Below are 17,772 nucleotides of genomic sequence, written 5' to 3'. Positions count from 1 at the left end.
TTTTACGGAAGTAAGCTTACTGGCTCTCAATCCAACTTTTGGCATCTTCCTTTTGGTCTATATTGAAATACTTAATTTCGGCGTTGGTAAAAGGCTTCATAAATTGGGTTATCCATTCTTGCCATTTTTTATCTCCTACCATTGCTATTTTTTCATAGTCTCTGGCGTGGGCCGTATCCATTTTGAGGTCTTCCCATAAACTAGGCAAGTCCCAACCCGTAAAATTGTCCATCTCAAAATACCAACGAACCTTCATCCCCTTGTCCAGTATAGCGTGGATAAGTGGATGGATTTTTTCGATGTCTTCTTTTCTCAATTTGCCCGAAGCTTTTGTTGCAACAATATTTTTTTCCTTTAACTCAATTATCTGTAACATTTTATATAGTTTTTAATTAATTATTATCCTTCTAAATCGTAAAACCATTCTTCAGCCATTACAATTGCTTTTTTGATGGCCTTTTCTTTTGAAAAGTCTTCCTTTTCGATTAATTCTTTCGCAATTTCAATTGCCTTTTTTCTTACCGATGGATTAAGGGTGTCAAGCTCTGCTCTAAATTCTTCAAATGTCCAGTCCATAAAAAATATATTAGTGGTTAAACAATTCCTTTTCCTTTTCGGGGTCTATATCTTTTTTTTCTCTTTTATCCAAAAAATAATCCAGCAAGATACCTACTACAATCGCTCCCACAAACGCGGCATAAACTTTCCAATCAAATTGTATGACCAAAGAGAGGCTTATGATTATCGCCAAAATTGGCAGTATCGGAACTTTCCCAACAGATAAAGGAACTTTAAAGGGCCTGTCTTTATCTGGTGCTCTGAAACGCAATACGATAAGGGCAATGTTCACGGCGACAAAGACGAGCAACGCACCCAATGACGACATTCCCGCTACGATTTTAATATCGCCCAATAGCATAAAACCCGCAACTGCCGCCATAACCACAATGGTAGTAACCCACGGCACTTTATGTGCATTGGTTTTGGTCATAAATTTCGGAAGTTCGCCCACGCTTGCCATTCCAAACAGCAGCCTGCTGATAGAGATAATACCGCTAAAGGCCGCATTGGCAGTAGCAAAAAGTGCTGCGACCGCCAATGTCACGGGCAACCAACTGTTGAGATTTGATGCCGCAAGTGAAAGTGGCGAATCTACTTTTGCCAGTTCTGACGGGTCGGCAATGTTAAGTACCGTAAAAGCTATGAGCAGATAGATAACGGTTGTAAAAACCATTGTCAGTAGAAAGGCACGAGGAATGGTCTTGCCAGAGTTTTTTACTTCAGAACCCAATGCAGCCATATGCTCAAAACCTGTATAGACAAAAAACAAGGTTGCGGTAGCCGCCAAAGTACCGGAAAAGGATTCAACTTTAAAAAATTCAGCCTTTGGCGGGCCAGTTTCTGCAAGCCCGACCACAATAAGAATGAACAATCCCAAAAGTTGTATGCTAACCATTATAATATTGGCAGGAGATGATTTCTTGATTCCCGTAATGCTTATCAATGAAAGAATTATCAATACGCCATAACTTATCAATAGGGAAGGCACACTAAAAAAAGTGTTGAAATAACCTGAAAAGGCCAGCAATACAGCGGCTATCGTGGCAGAACTGTGAAAGGCAATTGTCCAGCCAGTGAGAAAGGAAGGAATGTCAATTTTCGGAAACGCTTTGCGTACAAAAATGAATTCGGCACCTGCATTGGGATAGGTAGAGGATAACTCTGCATAAGACAATGCCGAAACGCTGGCAGCAATTGCAGCGAAAACAAAACTCAACCAAAGGTCGGTACCTGCTTGTCCAGCTGCTGCGCCTATGACAGTATATATTCCTGCACCCACAATAGTGCCTACTCCATAAAAGGTAAGACGAATTGTTCCCAATGATTTTTTTAATTCTGCCATAATATTTTTTAAGTTAGAGAAGGTGGAAGAAACCTGAACCTGACCATTGGACCCAAGGGTTCAGAATTCTGAAACTTCCATCTAATATTTTTGCCTGCATTTTTCACATATTCCCTTTAATATCAGGTTCACATTTCTCACTTCATAATCGTCTGGCAAGCTTTCTTTCGATATCTTATTCGGTAAACAGATTGTTCTTCTGCAATCGGTACAATGAAAATGCAGATGTAAATCTATACCGTATTTATCTTTGGCGTTTTCATCAGAAATAGCATATTTTGCCACTCCGACCCCATCATTAATCTGATGAATCAGCCCTTTATCCTCGAAAATCTTGAGATTTCGATAAAATGTCGTTCTGTTTGCTGTTTTATTGGTTTCGCTCTTTTGAACAAAAGCCTTTTTCAAATCGGAAAAGGACACGGCACTTTGCTTCCTTTTCAGGAACTTGTATATCTTCAACCTCATTTGAGTAGGTCGAATACCGTGATTTAATAGTATCTTTTCCGTTTTAGTCATTGCAATATTAATTCAAAAGCAAACCCTTTTTTCAAAACATATATTTGATGCTATTTCTTATAAGCCAAAAGCCTTAACGCATTAAAAACCACAAGTAATGTTGAGCCTTCGTGGATGACCACTGCAATACCGATATTGGCCCAACCCATAATGGTCGATGGGATAAGCAATGCCACAATACCGAGGCTTACCCAAAGGTTTTGCTTGATAATTGCCTTTGCCTTCCTGCTCAAGCCTATGGCAAAGGGCAGGGTTTCCAATTTATCGGCCATTAGGGCAATGTCTGCAGTTTCCAAGGCCACATCACTGCCCGCTGCACCCATTGCGATACCTACTGTGCTGTTTGCCATTGCAGGGGCATCGTTCACACCGTCGCCTACCATTGCGACTTTGGATTCCTGTTCTTTTAATTTTTTAATGGCATCTACCTTTTCCTCTGGCAACAGGCTTCCCCAGGCATCGGTCAACCCAATTTCTTTAGCAACGGCATCGGCAACCTTTTGATTATCCCCGGTTAGCATTATCATCCGCTTGATACCGATTTCCTTTAATTTTTTCAGTGTTTCCTTGGCCGCTTCCCGTGGGGTGTCCATCAGGGCGATGATACCTATATATTCTTTGTTCCTTCTTATGAGCATCGTAGTATTTCCACCACCTTCAAGTTCTTTTACTTTATTCGATATATCTTCGGATGGTTTTGCTTCATCGAGGTCTTCGTACAAGTCAAGGTTTCCAATATAGATTTTATCCTTGCCCAAAGAAGCTTTGATACCTTTTCCGAGAACTGCTTCCAAATCTGACGCATCGATAATATCAGTACCTTTCAGACGCTCTTTCCCATCCCTTACGACGGCTTTGGCCAAAGGGTGGTCGCTCAAGTTTTCAACGGCAACGGCTATCTTTAACAGTTCATTTTCTTCAATATCCCCCAATGGTACTACTTCGGTAAGTTTGGGCTTGCCTTCGGTAAGCGTGCCTGTTTTATCAAAAGCCAAAGCGGTTATGACCCCTAAATCCTCAAGTGGTCGCCCACCTTTGATGAGCACGCCGCCACGTGCTGCCCTTGCCACACCGCTCAATACGGCACTTGGTGTTGAAATGGCCAGTGCACAGGGACTTGCAGCTACCAATACCGCCATTGCACGATAAAAGCTGGCACTAAACGGTTCGTCAATGACCAGAAAGGCAAAGAGTAGGATACCAACCAGTATCAGTACGGATGGCACAAAGTATTTTTCGAACTTATCGGTCAGCAGTTGCGTGGGGGACTTCTGGGTCTGTGCCTCGTTGACCAATTTGACCAGTCGGGACAGGGTAGAGTCTTTGGCTTCTTTGATTACCTTTATTTCCAGCGTGTTATTACCGTTGATAGTTCCGGCAAATACCCGATTTTCATCCTTAATATCATCGTCTGCCGAATAGTCCCTGCCTGTATCTTCCACGGGAAGTTTATCCACGGGTACACTTTCCCCAGTAATAGGGGCCTGGTTTACACTGCTTTTTCCGTTGACCACGACGCCATCTGCGGATATTTTACTATTGGGCTTGACCACTATAATATCGCCAATACTCAATTGCTCAATTCCAACTTCTTCGGTCTTGCCATCTTTTTTAAGCAATGCTGTTTTTGGTGCAAGGTCTGCAAGCGCAGCAATGCTTTTTCTTGCTTTGTTCATTGCGTAATGTTCCAAGGCGTGCCCAAGGCTAAATAAAAACAACAACAGTGCACCTTCTGCCCATTCTCCCAGAATGGCGGCACCAATGGCAGCGACCAGCATTAAAAAATCAATTTCAAAACCACCCTTGGCCACAGTTTGAACCGCTTCCTTGGCCGTAAAGAAACCACCGAAAAAGTACGCGCCAATGTACAAAGTAAGACTGACCCAATCTGGGATGGATTCCACATAAGAAAGCCCGAAACCTATCCCGAGAAGTGCCCCACAGATAATGGAAAAAATAAGCTCCGTATTTTTACCGAAAACCCCACCATGGGCGTGCTCTTCTCCTTCCTCGTGGGTCTCGCCCTCCTTGTGCTCGTGGCCCTCTGTGGAAGTTTGCTCTTTAGTATCTTCCTTCTTTGAACGTTCCTGTTTTTTTTTGGATGCTTCGGTGTAATTATTTTCGTTTGAAGAACTCCGCTGAACCTGAAGGTCTTCCTTTTCAATCTGTTTACTTATTTCATCAAAATTTGTTTGCTTTTTATCAAACTCAAGGCGCACCATTCCAGAGGCCGAAACGGAAGCCTCCAAAACCCCATTGATTGCCAAAAGACTTTTCTCTATGGAACGTGCCTGTCTTGTATGTCTGATTCCTTTAACCTCTATGAGCAAATGCCCGTATTTTTCGGTAATCTCGGCACCCGTCTGTTCTGCGAGAGATTGAATGCGGTCTATAGAAATGATATCGGGGTCATAATGAAAACAGAGCTGTGGTGTGTCATCTTCCTTTGTATCGGCAACGTGTACTTTTTCGATGCCCTCTTTAGCCTGTAATTCTTTTATAAGCCGCTCAACACAAGTATCTTTTTCGTTTGGAACTTGCGGAAGGATAACTGGAATTTTTAGTTGTATTTTTTTCATTTTTTACTATTTTTTTTTATCCATTCTTTGGCATCGTCTTTTTCTTCTGGCTTATAAAATTTTATATGAGCTTCTGAAAAAGGAAGCAATGCCTCGGTAAATTGCTCCTGCCATTTAACGCTACCCACTAAAGCAACACGCTTTAAATGCGTTTCATTCGGAAGATTTAACTCAATGCCCTTCCAATATGCGTTTGCCGTCCAGCCTTCAAAATTATGCATTTCGATGTACCAAGAAACTTCCTGATATGCAGTTATATGTTCTATTAAGACCGGTATCAAGTTTTCATAATCCTTGGCATCCAGCTTATTCTCTGCCACCATATATACAGTAGCCTCTTTTTTATAGATTGTTATCATTGCTCACTATTTATAAATGATAATTGAATTTAAAAACCAAACGTTTAATCCAGATTGTCGCTGCATTTTTCGCAAATACCCTTTACCACCAAGTTAATGTCCTCGGTAATGTAGCCATCAGGTAAGTTGATATGAGGGATTTTATGCTCTGTTAAACAGACAGTTTCATTACAATTGTTGCAATGAAAGTGTAAATGAAGGTCGTTGCCAACCTCGCACTCACAATTTTCTTCGCAAAGGGCGTATTTTATAACACCTGTCCCATCCTCAATTTGATGTACAATACCTTTTTCCTCAAACGCTTTCATAGTCCTAAATAGGGTGCTTCTTTCACTGACCTTAAAATCCTTTTCCAAATCGCCAAGACTGATGGCCACCTCTAATTCTGCCAAACGTTTGTAGGTCATTAGGCGCATTGCCGTAGGTCGTATTCCTTTGCTTTCCAGAAGTTGGACTATTTTTTCCATTTGCACTAAAATGTTTTATAGGTCGTACCGTTTTAAGGAATCTCCCGTTTTAATCTGAAAGGCATTCTCTATATTGGCTATGTATATGATACCATCTCCTGGTTCTTCAGTTTTACCATTTTTTAAAATTGTTTCAATGGCTGCTTGGGCTTCCTCATTTTGGCAGACCAGTTCCAGCTTAACCACTGGACTGTCTGTAACGTGAAAATCCAGCGACGGTCTTGCACCTTTTGATTTGAATGCACCAGTGCCTTCAGCTTGTGAAAGGGTCATACTTTTGAACCCATTATCAGATAGTGCTTCAATGACTCTTTGGATTCGGTTCGGTTTTATAAATGCTTTTATTTCCTTCATATTATGAATTTTTTAAATTTTTAATCGATTTTGAACCGAGCCTGTTTTCTAATTTTTAACAAACTAATTAAGACGATAAACAAACTCGGAATCAAAACCTTTGGTTTTTCTTGAATTAATGGTCGTGTTCCAGTTCGCCTTTAACCATTTCAGAAGACAGGTTATAAGCTCCTTTGATGACCACTTTGGCATCCGTTGAAACTTCGGCAGGAAGATTGACTTCAACAAAGCCCAAATCAGTTAGTCCAACCGTTACGGGTACCATTTTAAATTTCATTTTGTTCGCTTCCATTGCTTCATCTTCATCCAAAATAAAAATAAAGGATTGCTCGCCTTCTTTTATAATGGCAGCTTCCGGTACTGCAAAACCTTTTTTCTCGCCCTGCACTATGCGTCCTTCCACGTACATACCCGGCAACAGGTTTTTATCCTTGTTCTCAATATCTGCCAAAACTTCCAATGCTTTTGGGTCAGTATTGAAGGTTTTGCCAACAGACCTAACGGTTGCCTTAAGCAGTTCGTCCGGACGAGAAGCCGTTGAAAAATATATCTGTTGCCCTTTCTTGATTTGCTTTATGTCCTTCTCATATACTTTGAAGTTGACATAAATCTTTGAATTATCGCTTATTGAGAACATTTTGGATTGTTGTGCCACATAATCGCCCAGACTAATCATTACTTCATCCACATAGCCACTTATGGGCGTGATAATGGGAACTGCGGAATATATTTGGCCTTCAGCCACCTTGTCCGGGTTGATGCCCAACAGTCTCAATTGGGAACGCAAACCATTGACGCTGGATGTTGTGGAACGAAATTTTGACTGCGCCATCTGAAATTCCTTGCCAGAAGAAACACCTTTATCATAAAGAGTCTGCTTACGCTCAAAATCCTGTTTCAAAAAGACCAGTTCATCATTTTTTTCCTGATAATCCTGTTGAATTGCAATGATATCTGGATGCTCAATATACGCAAGCACCTGTCCTTTGCTTACGTTATCTCCAGGTACAACTTTTATGGAACTCACATTTCCACCAACAAACGGACTGATGTTCGCCTTGTCCTGTGGGTAAAGTTCCAGCGTACCCGTTACCTTAATGTTGTTCCCTAAATTCCGTTCCTCCAGAGGTTTCATTTCCAAACCGATGGTTTCAGCCTGTTGCTTTGTAAGTTCTACAACGCCTTCTTCCTCACTATGGCCTCCTTCTTCTTCGTCGTGACCTTCTTCGCCGTGTGCATCTTCGCCACCTGCTTCGGTTTTTGATACGCCTTCAGCTTCGTTATGCCCAAGTTCAGATTTTTGGCCATCGTTACAACTCATAAACATAAGTGTAAATAATACGGTACTTACTAATAGTATATTCTTCATTTTTCTTCTTTATTATATTATAGATTACCCAACTGATATTGTACCTCAATAGATTGTTGGTTGTATTGATTGATGTATTCCAAATGTGTTTGCTTTATCCTGATGGCACTGTTAAGGATGGTTATATAGTTGACATAATCTATTTCGCCTTCCTTGGATGCCAATTCTGCGGTGGTTATTTGTTCTTCCGCCAAAAGCAATGCGCCTTCTTCATAATACTGCAATATTTTCCGCGTTTTTTCAAGGGATTTGAACAATTGCGACACCCTACTTTCGGTGGTTGCCTTTTGCTCCAAATATTGATTTTCTGCGACCATTGCATCTGCCTTGGCTGCCTTTACCCTTGATTTCTGCGGAAAAAACCACAACGGAATACTGATACCTGCCTGATAGGTATTAAAGCCTGAAACATCATCCACAACTTGCCGTCCGAACGATAAATTAAATTTCGGTAGGAATTGGGATTTTTCAACGCCCACATTTGCTTTACTTACTTCGGCGTTCTGCAACGCATATTGCAATATTGGGTTGTTTGCTACCGAGGTAGAATCCAAATTTGCCATAAAATCCAATGGCTCGTAAAAATCGTTCACCGTTTCAATGCTTTCATCCGTTCCCAAATACTGTTTTAAAGCACGTTTGGCAATTTCAATATCATCATAGGCTTGTTGTTTTAATACTTGTATTTGCTGATATTCCGAAGATGCTGCAATAAATTCCAATTTCCCGGTTTCCCCTGTTTCATAACGCAATTCAGCAGCCTCCCTAAAATTAATATAAACACTATCCAGCTGTTCTGCAAAACGCAACTGTGCCTTGTAATAATTAATTTGGTCATAGGCTTGCATCACATTGCGCACCAACTGTTGTTCATTGGCCACATAAAACTTTTCTCCCAAGGCAATACGCTCTTTGTAAAACTTCGATTTTGAAAATCCTGAAAGCAAATCAATGTTGCCCTGTTGCACACCAATGGTAGTCTGTACTCCGGGAAGATTATTGCCATATTCTTCCTTTCCCGTAAAAACTTGCGTACTGCCCAAGTCGAAACTTGTGCCTTTCATAGCCTGTTCACGTTCTATAAAGGCTTGACTTTCTTTAAGAGAAGGATAATTCTGTTTTGCCAAAGCGATGGCCTCATCCACGGTCAAGGTTTTTGGAATTGTTCCATCTGCATTGGTGTCTTGGGCAAAAGCAGTTCCAGAAGCCATCAAACCGCCAACCATCAATAATACGGTTACAATGTTAGTTGATTTGTTGACATAGCTTATAGCTCCATCGTTATTGTTTCGTTCTTTTCTCGATTCGAGCCAGTAATAAAGAATAGGAATAACCACCAAGGTCAGAAAGGTTGCCGTAAGCATTCCTCCAATCACTACTGTTGCCAATGGTCGTTGTACTTCGGCACCACCAGAGGTGGAAACCGCCATTGGGATAAAGCCCATAATTGTTGTAATGGCTGTCAATAAAATTGGACGTAAACGTTCGTGCGTAGCTTCGTATATACGTTTTTTTATATCTGTCATTCCACTGTCTTTTAGTTCATTGAATTTGTTTATAAGAATCAAGCCGTTTAATACGGCAACTCCGAAGAGTACGATAAACCCGACTCCCGCCGAAATACTGAAAGGCATTCCACGAATCCACAAAACGAAAACGCCACCTATGGCTGCCAAAGGTACCGCCATATAGATCATCAAGGCTTGTGAAAATGAATTCAAAGCAAAGTAAAGCAGAACAAATATTGTTATTAAAACGATTGGGACTACGATCATCAATCGGTCTGACGCACGTTGCAGGTTTTCAAATGACCCTCCGTAAGTAACATAATATCCCGGTGGCAGTTTCACTTCCGTTTCCAGTTTTTGCTGAATCTCCTCAACCATCGATTTTACATCTCGCCCACGAACATTGACACCAACCGAAATACGCCGCGAGGTATTGTCCCTTGAAATCTGCATTGGTCCTGGTTTGTAACTGATGTCCGCGACTTCCTTTAAAGGCACTTGCGCTCCGTTTGGCAAATCGATATACAAATTCTTAAGGCTGTTGATGTCTTGCCTAAAGTCTTCCGCCAAACGAATGACCACATCAAAGCGTTTTTCGCCCTCAAAAATCACACCTGCGGCTTCTCCTGAAAACGATGCACTCACATAATCATTCAGCTTGTCAACGGTTACTCCGTATTGAGCCATTTTTGCGCGGTTATACACCACGGTCATTTGGGGCAAACCACTTGTAGCCTCTACGTTAAGGTCTGCAGCACCCGGAACTTTCCGTATGACCGCAGCAATTTCCTGAACCTTATCTGCCAACACGTTTAAATCTTCTCCATATAATTTGATGGCTACGTCCTCACGAACGCCAGTCAGCAATTCATTAAATCGAAGTTCAACAGGTTGTGTAAACACAAAGTTTACACCAGGCACTACTGAAATTTTTTCTTGTATTTTTTCTATGAGTTCTTCTTTACTATCTGCGGATGTCCATTTACTCTTGTCCTTTTCAAGAATAATATAACTATCCGCAATATCCATAGGCATTGGGTCTGTTGGTATTTCGGCCACACCAATCCTTGAAACTACCGTTTTTACTTCTGGAAATTCATTGATTAAATTCTGAAGTTTTTTTGAAGCCTCAATAGATTCTGTAAGACTGCTCCCTGGTTTTATCAAGGCTTGAAAGGCAATATCGCCTTCATCAAATTTCGGGACAAATTCTGCTCCCATATTGCTAAATACAAATCCTGCAATTAATAGCAATGAAACCGCTCCTATAACCACACCAGCCCTAAAGCGAAGTGCAAAATTTAATATTGGCAGATAGATACGATTCAGAACCCCCATAATTTTATCACTGAACCTATCAATCTTGTTTTCAAATTTGGCAAACCAACTATTTTGATTTTTAGCAGGTTTTAAAAATAATGATGACATCATTGGTACGTAGGTAAGGCAAAGAATAATTGCCCCTAAAACGGCAAAACCAAATGTAAATGCCATTGGTCGAAACATTTTCCCTTCCACACCGGTCAAAAACAGAATAGGTGTAAAAACTATAAGAACAATTAGTTGACCGAAGAAGGCAGAATTCATCATTTTACTTGAAGAGTCATAGGCGATTTCATCCATTTCAGCTTGGTTAATGGCGGTTGTGGATTTTTTCATCCGTTGATGAATGTGGAAAACCGCTCCTTCCACGATAATCACCGCACCATCTACAATAATCCCAAAATCGATCGCACCCAAGGACATTAAATTTGCCCAAATGCCAAATTGTTTCATCAAAATAAATGCAAATAATAGGCATAAAGGGATTATCGACGCTGCTATCAAGCCACCACGGAAGCTTCCTAAAAGCAAGACCAAAACAAATATGACAATAAGGGCACCTTCTATTAGATTTGTTTTAACGGTACTTGTGGTTGCCTCAATAAGTTCACTTCGACTTAAAAAAGCATCAATATAAACGCCTTCCGGTAAGGATTTTTGGATTTCTACAATGCGCTTTTCAACATTTTCTATAACGTTACTTGGACTTTCGCCTTTCAGCATCAGTATTTGTCCACCAACAGATTCGTGGCCATCTTGGGTAAACGCACCATATCGCACCTGATTCCCATAGCCCACTTTTTCAGCGACATCCCGCACTAAAACAGGGCTTCCGTTTTGTGTGGTTACAACGGTGTTTTCCAAATCTTCAATGCTACGCGCCAAACCTTCTCCGCGAATGAAATTTGCTTGGTGGTTTTTCTCGATATAAGCACCACCTGTATTGGCATTGTTCACTTTCAGGGCTTCAAAAACCTGATTCATTGTAATGCCAAAACTTTTTAATTTATCAGGATTTATGGCCACTTCATATTGTTTCACATACCCTCCAAAAGCATTGACCTCGACCACTCCTGGAACTAATGCCATTTGGCGTTTTACAATCCAATCTTGAATAGTACGAAGCTCCATTGCATCGTATTTATCTTCGTAGCCCTCTTTTAGTTTTAGGGTGTATTGGTAAATTTCGCCCAGACCTGTAGTTATTGGTGCCATAAATGGCGTACCAAAGCCTTCAGGAATTTCTCCAGCAACTTCGGTTAATTTCTCTTGCACCAATTGCCGGGGAAGATAAGTGCCTGCCTCGTCCTTAAAAACAATGGTAACTACAGACAACCCAAAACGAGACACCGAACGCAGTTCGATAACATCAGGAAGATTTGCCATTGCCAATTCTACCGGATAGGTTACAAACTGCTCAATATCTTCAGTACCTAAATTTGGGGCAACTGTAATAACCTGTACTTGGTTGTTGGTAATATCGGGTACAGAACCCAGATTTATAGTGGCCATAGACCAAATGCCCGTACCTACAAGTGCCACTATAAAGAGCCCAATAATAAACTTGTTATTAATGGAAAATGAAATGATTTTGTTAATCATAGAAAAAGTATTAATTCAGTTTAAACATCGCAATGCAAAGAGATGCAATGCGTTTATGATGCGATACTTACTTTGAAAAGCATCACGGTAGGATATAACTATCCTAAAAAAACTGAATTATACTTTAGGGGGTTGGAAAAGCGATTCCAGATATCTGGAAGTGAAGTTTACTTTATGTAAGTTAAACTGTTTTTTCTCTTCAAACTTTAGTCGATTGGTTAAAGCCGAATTGTTGTTCGCAATAATTAATACTAAAGGGTGACAACATTGATGATGGGAATGGACTGGTGTATTCTCCTTATCTGGGTTATTATGATGCCCTTCATTTTTTGCATCATTGTCAATGTAATCTTCAACTACATATTCAAGGAAAGAGTCTCCATAAACTTTATGGTCTTGATAATGGGTAATAATGCTTGAAATTTCTTTAATTGGTCCACAAAAGTCCATATCAATGCTAATTCCCTGAAAAAAGAATAAAATTGACATTGATATGGAAAAGAATATTTTCATAAAGTTTGACAAAGATACAAATTAATCGATGCACAGGTTGTGCAAAGTAATTTTGACAATCCTTGAGTATGTTTATTAAAAATCAAAAAAACCTCTTCTAGGAAACTGAATTATAACCGTTGGCAGTAAAATGGAATGTGGGATATCTTTGCCGAGGTTATCAAAATTGGCGAAAAATTCGTGTAGAATTGCAGGTTGTAATGGCTCGAATACAGCAAGCCCGAAATTTATGGTGTGAACGTGGCAACAATGACATTGGCAGAAAGGCGAACATAATTCGCAGTCTTGGTCGTGGTCACCTTCAAAATCGGTTACCGTAACAACTTGGGAATCGTCATTAATCTTTTCTGCATCGCTACAAGGCACAACATTAAGTGCCAAAAAGTAAAAGGATAATATAACTACCAAGAATTTCACATTGCAAATATAGCTGAATTTTTATGCAACTGGGTTGCAAAAAATAATATCACATTATTTTATTAATTGAAGCACTAGAACTCAAATTCTGATTGAAGCATTTCACCAACATCTCATAAAGCTCAGGATGTTTACTCTTAAGTAAATCGGGTCGCTCAAAAAAATATTCTGAAGCTACTGCAAAAAATTCAGCCTGATTTGTACCTCCGTATTTTCGGATATCAGAATGATTATCATTTATCGCTTCCATCTCCTTATGGATTAAATTCAGCCAAGGTATTGCATATTGATGTTCTAATAATCGTTCTGGAACGCCATCCGTACTATCATCTAGCTTATCAATAAGGTGCACAAACTCGTGTATGCCCGTATTACTTTTATCGGTTGTATTTTTAAAACCGTGGTACAATGCTTTTTTAGATAAAATCATTTGCTTCTCAAAACGTCCATTCCCAACGATACCACCAATATTGCGTGAGTTATCCTTACTGCTAAATTGCATATCTTCATTAAAATTATCTGGATACAATAGAATGCCACTTAAATTAGTGTAATGCCATTCTTTAAAGCCAAAAACAGGAATAACTGCACTTGCCGCAACTAAAATTTTGTCCAATTCTTCCAATTCAAACTGCACACCATCAATATACACCTCACTTAAGAATTGCATCATTTTTTGTTGAAAAACAAGTTGCCTGCCTTTAGAAAGATTTTCATAATAAAGAACATTCTCCATTAATAATTTGTGCCAATGCTCTGGAAATGGCTTCACGCTATGCCGCTTCGCTTTTCGATAAAAATGAATAGCAAACAGAAGAATCACAACCAAAATTAAAATATAAACCATATTATACCGAGGTATTAATCTACTGGTTCCGCTTTAAAGCCTACTTTTTGCAATGTAGCCTTTACATCTTCTTCGGTAGCGCCATCGCTTTCAATGGTTAAAATTTTATCAGGATTAGAGGTATCCACTTCCCAACTTTCAATACCTTCTTGCTTGTTTAAAAAGGGGGTTACTTTAGAGACGCAACCACCACAATTGATATTTGTTTTAAATTTTAAAGTTTTCATTGTAATTGAATTTATTATTAATCTTAAAGTTTTACTCGTTTCAATCTTAGGCTATTCGCGACTACAGAAACGCTACTGAATGCCATTGCCATTCCTGCTATCATTGGGTCCAATAAGAATCCATTTACGGGATACAAAACGCCTGCTGCAATTGGAATACCAATGAGATTATAAATGAATGCCCAAAATAGATTCTGACGTATGCCCAATACGGTTCTTTTTGATAGTTCCAACGCTTTTGGAATAGATTGCAAATCAGACGTTATCAATGTCATTTTCGCAACGTCCATTGCTATGTCCGAACCTTTACCCATTGCGATACTTACATTGGCTTGTGCCAAAGCGTGGGAATCATTGATGCCATCACCAACCATAGCTACTATCTTACCATCAGCTTGCAGTTTTTCCACAAAAGCTGCTTTCTCTGAAGGCATCACTTCGCCTTGGTAATTTGTTATTCCTACTTGTTTTGCGACAGCAGATGCAGTTTTATTATTATCTCCTGTAAGCATATAGACATCAATGCCTCGTTCTTGAAGCGTTGCTATGGCCTTTTTTGAAGTTTGCTTAATCTTGTCTGCAATAGCGAGTATCGCCAGCACTTGTTCATCATTTCCATAGAAAATGACTGTTTTCGCTTGCTCTTCGAGGCTTTCTGCTGTTTGCATCAAGGAAGCATCGATTTGAATATTTCTCTCAAACATTAGTTTATGATTCCCCACATAGTATATCGACCCATTTTTTGCTTGAGCTTTCACACCCATCCCTGTAATACTTTCAAAAGAAGCAATTTCAGCTTGCTCAACTTTTTCATCCTTTAAATGGTTGACTACCGCTTCTGCCAAAGGATGTTCTGATTGTGCTTCTATTGCCAAAAGAATTTGTTTGTATTGGTTTTGATTTTCAAGCTTATCCTTCCAGAATATATCAGTTACTAAAGGTTTTCCCTCTGTAATGGTGCCCGTTTTATCAAGAATGACCGCATTCACTTTATGACCGAGTTCTAAACTTTCGGCATCCTTTATAAGGATATTATTTTCTGCGCCTTTACCAATTCCCACCATAATGGCGGTAGGTGTTGCCAATCCCAAAGCACAAGGACAGGCGATTACCAATACTGCTACAGAGGTCAATAAGGCTTGTGAAAAGGCATTAGCGCCTCCTAAAGACATCCAGACAATGAAGGTTACAATGGAAATACCCAATACCACAGGAACGAAAATACCGGCAATCTTATCGACCAGTTTTTGAACGGGTGCCTTACTCCCTTGCGCTTGCTGAACCATTTTAATGATTTGGGAAAGCAGGGTTTCTCCACCTACTTTTTCAGCGGTAAATTGAAAACTTCCTTTTTGATTAACGGTACCAGCGAATACCTTTTCCCCTTGGGATTTCTGAACTGGAACGGGTTCTCCAGTAATCATACTTTCATCTACATATGAGCTTCCCTTGGAAACTTCTCCATCCACGGGAATCTTTTCTCCGGGACGCACCAAAATGGTCTGACCAACCTGTACGGATGAAATAGGGATTTCCCTCTCTTGCCCATTCTCAATAATTTTAAGGGTTTTAGGCTGAAGCCCCATTAGTTTTTTAATGGCTGAAGATGTATTTGATTTTGCCTTTTCTTCCAATAGTTTCCCCAAGGAAATAAAGGTGATAATCACGGTAGCCGCTTCGTAATATACGTGAGGCTCGATGCCACGACTTAACCAAAATTCAGGAAAAAAGGTATTGAATACACTAAAGAGGAAGGCGATTCCGGTACTCAACGCCACCAAGGTATCCATATTTGCTTTACCGTGTTTGGCCTGCTTGAAGGCATTGATGAAAAAACTGCGCCCAAACCAAAAAAGAATTGGAAAGGCCAATACCAATGAAATCCATTTGCCTGGTTCCCATTGCATATAGAACATTCCCAACACAAAAATGGGTAGCGTAAGTATCGCCGACCAGATGGTTCGGTTTTTTATGTCCTGATAATGCTTTTGCTGAAGTTCTTGCTGTACTTCCGAAGGGTCTTCGGCATCAATTATAATATCGTAACCGACCTCACGAAGCGCGTTTTGAAGTTGATTTGGACTCAACTCCTTGTCATATTCCACAAGAACGGAACTATTGGCAAAATTAACACTTGCATCAAACACACCTTCTGTGTGTTTTAATACAGATTCAACACTCGCTGCACAAGAGGCACAGGTCATTCCCGTAACTGGAAATGATTCTTTCACACCCTGTTTATGATTCTTCTTTTTGGTTTCAAATATGTTGATTGTCTCCATAAATCCGTTCTTATTTGTATGTTACAAATTTCAGGATTAAAAGACTGTAATGTGTTACGTTATATGCTGAATGATTTGTAGAATTTACTCTTCACGAATTATTACATACTACCCAATTGGAATAATTTATGTCTCTTATAATCATAATGGGGACGTGTCTATCGGTCTTTAGTATTTGTAATCAAATACCCTTTTGATTGGATGACCTTTTTTATCTCATCGATATTCGTTTTAGTGGTATCAAATTCAATAATTGAAGTCCCTTCTTCAAAAGACGTAGATACATTTGTAACCCCGTCAATTTTATTTACAGAATGGTTGATATTTTCTTCACAACCAGAGCATACCATCCCTTCAATATTCAACTTTACAGTTTGAATATCGGTATTGTTTGTTGCAACAATTCCTACTTTCTCCGTTGAATGAAATACTTGTGGATAATAAGAAACCAATGTCATTACAACAACAAACACTGTAACCAACCACAAATAGAATTTCGACTTAAAAAATGATGGCTTAGCCATATCACAGTTACCACAATCGTCCACCTTCTTTTTTTTATAAACCTGATAAAAGGCCAGTCCCAATGACAAAAATGCTATAACCAACAGATAAGGTTTCAAGGCAATAAGCCAAGAAAAATACACCGAGCTTCCACCAATACCAGCTACACTTGTAAGTAGCAAAGGACCCCAGCAGCATAGTTTAAGGGAAACTGCTGAAAATACAGCAGTCCCCATAGATGCCTTTTTGTTCAATTTATTAATTGCCATACCTAACAGTTTCCTATTCCAGCATTTACCAAATCATCTTTTGTGATTTCGATGTTGGTGCAGCAATTCAGAAGTTTTCCGTTAACAGCAATGGCAGGAACTCTTGTAACCCCATATTCCTTCATTTTTGAAACACAGATTTTACTTTCGCATTGCTCGGACAGATTATGAAGTGTGATTTCGCAGTCCTTTCCTGCTGTCTCCTTTACTAATTGTACCACAGGCTCGCATACCGGGCAACCTGCTGTAAAAATCTCAATTTGTCGTTTCATCTTATGTTATGTTTAAATTAATAATGGAACAAAGATGAGAACGTTAGGTAGGGGGTCACCAAACTTTTTTTAACCTTTTTTTTCGTTGTAGTTTTTTAATCGAGTTTCAATGGCTTGAATTTCTTTTAACTTGTTAGTTAAATCGGATAATTCTAAGTTTGGGAATTCACTTTTTAAATATTCAATTTTATCTTCATTGCCACAATTGCCTGGGCAAGAGTCCACGGCCTTTACAATTCCAATAGCAAGTGCTTTTCGATAGACTTCATCTAGCAGTAAGTAATGTGCTTTTTGAATCCCCTTATCAATGGATTTGAACTGTATGTTTATTTGTTCGGGGTCCTTTCCTTCATCAAGCATTTTAACAATGCCGTTTAATTGACCACTCAAAGTTTTTAATCTGGATTTAATATCCAAGATTAAATCAGTAGGTAATTTGTACTGTTCTCCTTTCATAA

The 17,772-nt window shown here is 39.6% G+C and carries 18 protein-coding genes; all 18 read right to left on the bottom strand.

Annotated features, from left to right (window positions below):
* Positions 1–16 precede the first annotated feature (16 nt).
* On the bottom strand, positions 17–376 hold the full coding sequence (locus LCI24_RS05895; protein ID WP_045079533.1) for a SpoIIAA family protein: 360 nt from the start codon (positions 374–376) through the stop codon (positions 17–19).
* Positions 377–399: 23 nt separating this feature from the next.
* Positions 400–576, bottom strand: a complete 177-nt coding sequence (locus LCI24_RS05890; RefSeq protein ID WP_165586669.1) for a hypothetical protein — start codon at positions 574–576, stop codon at positions 400–402.
* A 10-nt stretch (positions 577–586) separates the two neighbouring features.
* The gene (locus LCI24_RS05885; protein ID WP_153267952.1) at positions 587–1,903 is read right to left on the bottom strand and encodes an APC family permease; all 1,317 of its coding nucleotides are present in this window, start codon (positions 1,901–1,903) and stop codon (positions 587–589) included.
* An 81-nt stretch (positions 1,904–1,984) separates the two neighbouring features.
* On the bottom strand, positions 1,985–2,422 hold the full coding sequence (locus LCI24_RS05880; RefSeq protein WP_045079535.1) for a Fur family transcriptional regulator: 438 nt from the start codon (positions 2,420–2,422) through the stop codon (positions 1,985–1,987).
* Between the two features lie 50 nt (positions 2,423–2,472).
* Positions 2,473–5,001 carry a heavy metal translocating P-type ATPase gene (locus tag LCI24_RS05875; RefSeq protein ID WP_274639546.1) on the bottom strand — a complete coding sequence of 843 codons (2,529 nt, stop codon included), beginning with the start codon at positions 4,999–5,001 and terminating at the stop codon, positions 2,473–2,475.
* Positions 4,998–5,360: a SpoIIAA family protein gene (locus LCI24_RS05870; protein WP_274639545.1), complete on the bottom strand. Its 363-nt coding sequence runs from the start codon at positions 5,358–5,360 to the stop codon at positions 4,998–5,000. The genes LCI24_RS05875 and LCI24_RS05870 overlap by 4 nt, the downstream gene beginning before the upstream one ends.
* A gap of 44 nt (positions 5,361–5,404) precedes the next feature.
* Entirely contained in the window at positions 5,405–5,827 is a 423-nt protein-coding gene (locus LCI24_RS05865; RefSeq protein WP_073217630.1) for a Fur family transcriptional regulator, read from the bottom strand.
* A 15-nt stretch (positions 5,828–5,842) separates the two neighbouring features.
* On the bottom strand, positions 5,843–6,181 hold the full coding sequence (locus tag LCI24_RS05860) for a P-II family nitrogen regulator (RefSeq protein WP_237602571.1): 339 nt from the start codon (positions 6,179–6,181) through the stop codon (positions 5,843–5,845).
* A 115-nt stretch (positions 6,182–6,296) separates the two neighbouring features.
* Complete coding sequence (locus LCI24_RS05855; protein ID WP_110473894.1) at positions 6,297–7,550, bottom strand: efflux RND transporter periplasmic adaptor subunit; 1,254 nt, start codon at positions 7,548–7,550, stop codon at positions 6,297–6,299.
* A 17-nt stretch (positions 7,551–7,567) separates the two neighbouring features.
* Positions 7,568–11,983, bottom strand: coding sequence for a CusA/CzcA family heavy metal efflux RND transporter (locus LCI24_RS05850; protein ID WP_274639544.1), 4,416 nt, complete (start codon positions 11,981–11,983; stop codon positions 7,568–7,570).
* Positions 11,984–12,100: 117 nt separating this feature from the next.
* Positions 12,101–12,496 carry a hypothetical protein gene (locus tag LCI24_RS05845; RefSeq protein ID WP_226789943.1) on the bottom strand — a complete coding sequence of 132 codons (396 nt, stop codon included), beginning with the start codon at positions 12,494–12,496 and terminating at the stop codon, positions 12,101–12,103.
* Positions 12,497–12,571: 75 nt separating this feature from the next.
* Positions 12,572–12,913, bottom strand: a complete 342-nt coding sequence (locus tag LCI24_RS17000) for a DUF6660 family protein (protein ID WP_313813179.1) — start codon at positions 12,911–12,913, stop codon at positions 12,572–12,574.
* Between the two features lie 49 nt (positions 12,914–12,962).
* A complete protein-coding gene (locus LCI24_RS05840) occupies positions 12,963–13,760 on the bottom strand; it encodes a M90 family metallopeptidase (protein WP_274639543.1) in 798 nt (265 codons plus the stop codon).
* Between the two features lie 14 nt (positions 13,761–13,774).
* Positions 13,775–13,987 carry a heavy-metal-associated domain-containing protein gene (locus LCI24_RS05835; protein ID WP_274639542.1) on the bottom strand — a complete coding sequence of 71 codons (213 nt, stop codon included), beginning with the start codon at positions 13,985–13,987 and terminating at the stop codon, positions 13,775–13,777.
* Positions 13,988–14,010: 23 nt separating this feature from the next.
* Complete coding sequence (locus tag LCI24_RS05830) at positions 14,011–16,269, bottom strand: heavy metal translocating P-type ATPase (protein ID WP_274639541.1); 2,259 nt, start codon at positions 16,267–16,269, stop codon at positions 14,011–14,013.
* A 158-nt stretch (positions 16,270–16,427) separates the two neighbouring features.
* Positions 16,428–17,027 (bottom strand): mercuric transport protein MerTP, encoded by a 600-nt coding sequence (gene merTP, locus LCI24_RS05825; RefSeq protein WP_274639540.1) that lies wholly within the window; start codon positions 17,025–17,027, stop codon positions 16,428–16,430.
* Positions 17,028–17,044: 17 nt separating this feature from the next.
* Positions 17,045–17,314 (bottom strand): thioredoxin family protein, encoded by a 270-nt coding sequence (locus LCI24_RS05820; RefSeq protein WP_127137393.1) that lies wholly within the window; start codon positions 17,312–17,314, stop codon positions 17,045–17,047.
* A 69-nt stretch (positions 17,315–17,383) separates the two neighbouring features.
* Positions 17,384–17,770, bottom strand: coding sequence for a metal-sensing transcriptional repressor (locus LCI24_RS05815; RefSeq protein WP_127137394.1), 387 nt, complete (start codon positions 17,768–17,770; stop codon positions 17,384–17,386).
* Positions 17,771–17,772 lie beyond the last annotated feature (2 nt).

Source organism: Tenacibaculum larymnensis, assembly GCF_028829235.1.
Lineage (GTDB): Bacteria > Bacteroidota > Bacteroidia > Flavobacteriales > Flavobacteriaceae > Polaribacter > Polaribacter larymnensis.
Note: the sequence above shows the minus strand (reverse complement) of the source record. Positions and strands in the feature narration are given on the sequence as shown.

Coding starts and splice junctions, on each gene's coding strand:
- LCI24_RS05875 (WP_274639546.1), bottom strand. CDS start 5,001: ATGAAAAAAATACAACTAAAAATTCCAGTTATCCTTCCGCAAGTTCCA.
- LCI24_RS05865 (WP_073217630.1), bottom strand. CDS start 5,827: ATGGAAAAAATAGTCCAACTTCTGGAAAGCAAAGGAATACGACCTACG.
- LCI24_RS05830 (WP_274639541.1), bottom strand. CDS start 16,269: ATGGAGACAATCAACATATTTGAAACCAAAAAGAAGAATCATAAACAG.
- LCI24_RS05835 (WP_274639542.1), bottom strand. CDS start 13,987: ATGAAAACTTTAAAATTTAAAACAAATATCAATTGTGGTGGTTGCGTC.
- LCI24_RS05885 (WP_153267952.1), bottom strand. CDS start 1,903: ATGGCAGAATTAAAAAAATCATTGGGAACAATTCGTCTTACCTTTTAT.
- LCI24_RS05855 (WP_110473894.1), bottom strand. CDS start 7,550: ATGAAGAATATACTATTAGTAAGTACCGTATTATTTACACTTATGTTT.
- LCI24_RS05820 (WP_127137393.1), bottom strand. CDS start 17,314: ATGAAACGACAAATTGAGATTTTTACAGCAGGTTGCCCGGTATGCGAG.
- LCI24_RS05845 (WP_226789943.1), bottom strand. CDS start 12,496: ATGAAAATATTCTTTTCCATATCAATGTCAATTTTATTCTTTTTTCAG.
- LCI24_RS05890 (WP_165586669.1), bottom strand. CDS start 576: ATGGACTGGACATTTGAAGAATTTAGAGCAGAGCTTGACACCCTTAAT.
- LCI24_RS05860 (WP_237602571.1), bottom strand. CDS start 6,181: ATGAAGGAAATAAAAGCATTTATAAAACCGAACCGAATCCAAAGAGTC.
- LCI24_RS05895 (WP_045079533.1), bottom strand. CDS start 376: ATGTTACAGATAATTGAGTTAAAGGAAAAAAATATTGTTGCAACAAAA.
- LCI24_RS05840 (WP_274639543.1), bottom strand. CDS start 13,760: ATGGTTTATATTTTAATTTTGGTTGTGATTCTTCTGTTTGCTATTCAT.
- LCI24_RS05850 (WP_274639544.1), bottom strand. CDS start 11,983: ATGATTAACAAAATCATTTCATTTTCCATTAATAACAAGTTTATTATT.
- LCI24_RS05880 (WP_045079535.1), bottom strand. CDS start 2,422: ATGACTAAAACGGAAAAGATACTATTAAATCACGGTATTCGACCTACT.
- LCI24_RS05815 (WP_127137394.1), bottom strand. CDS start 17,770: ATGAAAGGAGAACAGTACAAATTACCTACTGATTTAATCTTGGATATT.
- LCI24_RS05870 (WP_274639545.1), bottom strand. CDS start 5,360: ATGATAACAATCTATAAAAAAGAGGCTACTGTATATATGGTGGCAGAG.